Origin of the sequence: Bacillus cereus group sp. BfR-BA-01356, assembly GCF_022663635.1 — a bacterium.
In the GTDB taxonomy this organism is placed as follows: domain Bacteria; phylum Bacillota; class Bacilli; order Bacillales; family Bacillaceae_G; genus Bacillus_A; species Bacillus_A cereus.
Genome location: NZ_JAKUFX010000226.1, coordinates 1 through 3,869, shown reverse-complemented (window position 1 = coordinate 3,869; position 3,869 = coordinate 1). Strand labels below are relative to the sequence as shown.

The window sequence follows — 3,869 nt, the reverse complement described above, 5'->3', positions numbered from 1 at the left end:
CGAGAGATTCATAAGAAAACGTCATCCTTTCTAGTCTAGCTTTTTTAGAAAGAATAACGTTTTTTTACACTTGGGGGTAGTGAAGATTTTTAAGTTGATGGGCATGAGTATAGAGCCCAAAAATCGTTAAACCTAAAAACACAATAGACAATATACCTAGAAATATACTTTGCATATTCGTTCCCCCCTTGATAAAAAATTCAGTTCGTTCACTTCACTATTAGTATAAAACTAGCTTACAGTTTTTTCCTCTTCATTTTTAAAAGACCATCTCATTAATACATATAAACTTCCGTACAGAAGTAAAGGCTCTAACATTCCCCAATATGGGTTTTGCTTCCCTAATTCTTTAAATACAAACATAATTAATAACGGTATGATAACAGCTAATATTCCAATCCATCCAAGTATGTACGCTTCACCAATTAGCAGTACTAATAAGATTATTCCAGCTAGTATATAACTTTGCATTGTAGTTAATTGCAATACAGGTGTCCCGTACCATTTATTCATAAACATTAATAACACTAATAATAAAATAGGTATCATTACTATTACATAAATAATTCCAAACTCTACTAATTTACTTTTAAAAGAAGACATTCTAAACGCAAAAACCGTTCCAATAATTGTAATAATTAAAACGATAGGATAACCAATTAACTGTACATTTGTTAACGTAAATTGTTGATTCGAATTTCCAAATAAAATATTGGTTAGTAACCAATACCCACCAATACCAATAATCATTCCTAAAACACTCTTTATACTTCCGCTTTTATCCTTCTCCATCTCTTTCGCTAATTCTTCCGCATACTCTTTTGGTGAGTCACCAAATATGTCCCTTACCGTCTTTCCCTTTTTTTCACCTTCTATTAAATGAAGTTCTGCATCTTCTAGAAAGGCGTTCACCTCTTCTTCTTTAATCCCTTTTGTTATTAAATATACTTTCGTATCGATTAAAAACTTTTCTCCTTCTTTAGAAACATTCATTATAACCCCTCCCTTATTTAACCATTTCTCTTCTATTCGTCTTCATCATAATTTCAAGGAAAATTAAAATAAACAAACTTCCGTATAAACATATAATTTGAAATAGCATTGGCATAAGATCTTCCGATGTAAATGTTTTAAACAGTAACATAATAGAAAGTGGAATGATTAAATATAAGTTTTTAAACCATCCTTCAAAATATATATTTATCGCTACTGTGATCATAAAAATCCCACCAGCTACTATATAACTTTGGACTTCGGTGAATGTGAGCATTTTTGTAGGATATATCACATCTAATATCGTAACAGCTCCTAATAAAAACAATGGAGCAATCATAACTAAAGACCACATGGAAAACCATGTTTTTGTAAAGCTTGTGACGAAGGTCATTTTGCGAAGTAGAAAATTAGGACCTATAACAACTAAAATCAATGAAAAACTGTAACCGATACACTGAATAAGTGAAATCTGTAACATTCCATGATTCACTATTAAGATAGAAGCAATAATCCAAAACGATACGATATTCATTACTGTAAAACCAATTTGCTTCCACGTTTCCTGTCTATCTCTTTCCATTACTTTGACAAGTTCATTTGCATATTCTTTCGGTGAGCTTCCGAAAATATCTTCTACACTTTTCCCATCACTCTCCCCCTCAATTAAATGGAGTTCCGCATCTTCTATAAAATTTTCAATATCGCTTTCTTTCACACTCTTTGCCGTCAAAAATAATCTCATATCTAACAAAAACTTTCGCGCTTCACTTGATAGCATTATTTTCTCCTTCCCTTCCCTTCAAGTAGACGTTCTACACTACTTTGCATCGTTTCCCAGCGATCCATAAATTCATCAAGTGCTTCCTCGCCTTTTTCTGTTAATGTATAATATTTTCTCTTTGGACCAGATGGAGATTCCTTCATTACGCTTGTTATTAGTCCTTCTTTTTGCATTCGTATTAATAACGGATAAATACTTCCCTCACTCGCCATTGTAAAACCATACTTCGCTAGCTTTTCACTCATTTCATAACCGTATATTTCGCCTTCAGAAATAATAGCAAGTAAGCATCCTTCTAAAATCCCTTTCAGCATTTGACTTGTCGACATAATTCAAATCCTCCTACTATCTTGCTTTACAAGATAGATAAGCGTAAGTATCTTGCTTTACAAAATAGTATAGCAAAGACTATTTTGCAAAACAAGATAGCTAACGATATTTTTTCCAAATGTTTGCAGGAATTTCATTATAGCTTCTCTAAATAGAGCACTATGAAAACTTTATTATGAAGGGATGTTTTTCATCATGGTTACAAATCGAGTTGTCTTTTTAACAGGTGCTGCAAGTGGCATTGGTTATGAAATGGGAAAGGCTTTTGCAAAAGAAGGTGCAAAAGTTGTGATTACCGATCGGCTTGAAGAACGCGCAAAAGAAGCTGCTGAACAATTACAAAATGAAGGTTTTCAAGCTATCGGTTTAAAATGTGACGTTACATCTGAAGAGGAAATTACAGCAGCAATTTCTCAAACAGTTGATCATTTCGGTTCATTACATATATTAATTAACAACGCAGGAATGCAACACGTTTCACCCATTGAAGACTTTCCAACTGAAAAGTTCGAGCTACTAATTCAAATTATGCAAATTGCTCCGTTTATTGCAATTAAGCATGCCTTTCCGATTATGAAACAACAAAAATATGGTCGTATTATTAATATCGCTTCTATTAACGGCCTTGTCGGGTTTGCTGGAAAAGCTGCCTACAATAGTGCAAAACATGGCGTAATTGGATTAACAAAAGTTGCCGCTTTAGAAGGTGCTACGCATGGTATTACTGTTAATGCCCTTTGCCCTGGTTATGTTGATACCCCCCTTGTACGTAATCAACTACAAGACTTAGCTACTACACGAAATGTACCACTTGAAAATGTTTTAGAAGATGTTATTTATCCACTCGTTCCACAAAAGCGCTTATTACAAGTACAAGAAATTGCAGATTATGCGATGTTTTTAGCGAGTGAAAAAGCTAAAGGTATAACTGGTCAAGCTGTCGTTATCGATGGTGGTTATACCGCTCAATAAAAATAAAGTTTGCTCAAGAAGAGCAAACTTTATTTTTTATCCCGAGGATCTTCGTACTTTAGTAATTGCCGCGGGAGCTTCTCAATTGCAACAATTACCCCCTCTAATTTACTTTCAATACGGTGGAGTAAATATAATGTTACAACAATTGGAAACCCTACATTACCTATCATCTTGATCCACTCTTCCACCCTCTTCCCCTCCTTTCATTATATAAGTAAGAGAAAACACTGCATTTAGGCATAAAAAAACAAGCTATTATGTATTAGCTTGTTTTTCAAATAATGATGCAATTTCTCGTTTATAGTCCCCGCGTATAATACCTTTCTCAGTAATAATTCCTGTAATTAATTCATTCGGCGTTATGTCAAATGCTGGATTATAAACATCCGTTCCAATTGGTGCTACTTGTTTTCCAAAGATTTTCGTAACTTCTGTTTCATCTCTTTCTTCAATAATAATTTCGGCTCCAGTTTCTTTCGTAACATCAAATGTTGACAGTGGCGCAGCAACGTAAAATGGGATATTAAAGTACTTTGCTAAAATAGCTAAATTCATTGTCCCTATTTTATTGGCTGTATCTCCATTTGCGACAATTCGATCCGCCCCCACAATAATTGCGTTTATTTCTTTCGTTTGAATAGCATGAGCTGCAGTATTATCTGTTATAAGGGTCACATCACATGCCCATCAACTTAAAAATCTTCACTACCCCCAAGTGTAAAAAAACGTTATTCTTTCTAAAAAAGCTAGACTAGAAAGGATGACGTTTTCTTATGAATCTCTCGAT

At 33.9% G+C, this 3,869-nt stretch carries 5 protein-coding genes and 2 pseudogenes; 1 reads left to right on the top strand and 6 read right to left on the bottom strand.

The genetic code is table 11. The annotated features are described in order from the left end of the window. Positions 1–106: 106 nt before the first annotated feature. The 4 genes and pseudogenes from MR168_RS32415 to MR168_RS32400 all read right to left on the bottom strand — a co-directional run. Positions 107–175, bottom strand: a pseudogene (locus MR168_RS32415) (DNA-binding protein); the annotation flags it as partial. A gap of 56 nt (positions 176–231) precedes the next feature. After that, positions 232–993, bottom strand: a complete 762-nt coding sequence (locus tag MR168_RS32410) for a DUF1129 domain-containing protein (protein ID WP_001103078.1) — start codon at positions 991–993, stop codon at positions 232–234. A 13-nt stretch (positions 994–1,006) separates the two neighbouring features. After that, on the bottom strand, positions 1,007–1,774 hold the full coding sequence (locus tag MR168_RS32405; RefSeq protein ID WP_000952889.1) for a DUF1129 domain-containing protein: 768 nt from the start codon (positions 1,772–1,774) through the stop codon (positions 1,007–1,009). Further along, positions 1,774–2,106, bottom strand: a complete 333-nt coding sequence (locus tag MR168_RS32400; protein ID WP_000107982.1) for a PadR family transcriptional regulator — start codon at positions 2,104–2,106, stop codon at positions 1,774–1,776. Before MR168_RS32400 ends, MR168_RS32405 begins: the two co-directional genes overlap by 1 nt. Positions 2,107–2,302: 196 nt before the next feature. Between MR168_RS32400 and MR168_RS32395 the strand changes: the two genes are divergently transcribed. Next, positions 2,303–3,079: a 3-hydroxybutyrate dehydrogenase gene (locus MR168_RS32395; protein WP_000258427.1), complete on the top strand. Its 777-nt coding sequence runs from the start codon at positions 2,303–2,305 to the stop codon at positions 3,077–3,079. Between the two features lie 29 nt (positions 3,080–3,108). Here the strand turns inward: MR168_RS32395 and MR168_RS32390 are convergent, their stop codons facing one another. Together MR168_RS32390 and MR168_RS32385 are read right to left on the bottom strand one after the other, a co-directional pair. Next, positions 3,109–3,270, bottom strand: coding sequence for a YvrJ family protein (locus MR168_RS32390; RefSeq protein WP_000393336.1), 162 nt, complete (start codon positions 3,268–3,270; stop codon positions 3,109–3,111). A gap of 67 nt (positions 3,271–3,337) precedes the next feature. Beyond that, a pseudogene (locus MR168_RS32385) lies at positions 3,338–3,760 on the bottom strand (S-methyl-5-thioribose-1-phosphate isomerase); the annotation flags it as partial. Between the last annotated feature and the right edge of the window lie 109 nt (positions 3,761–3,869).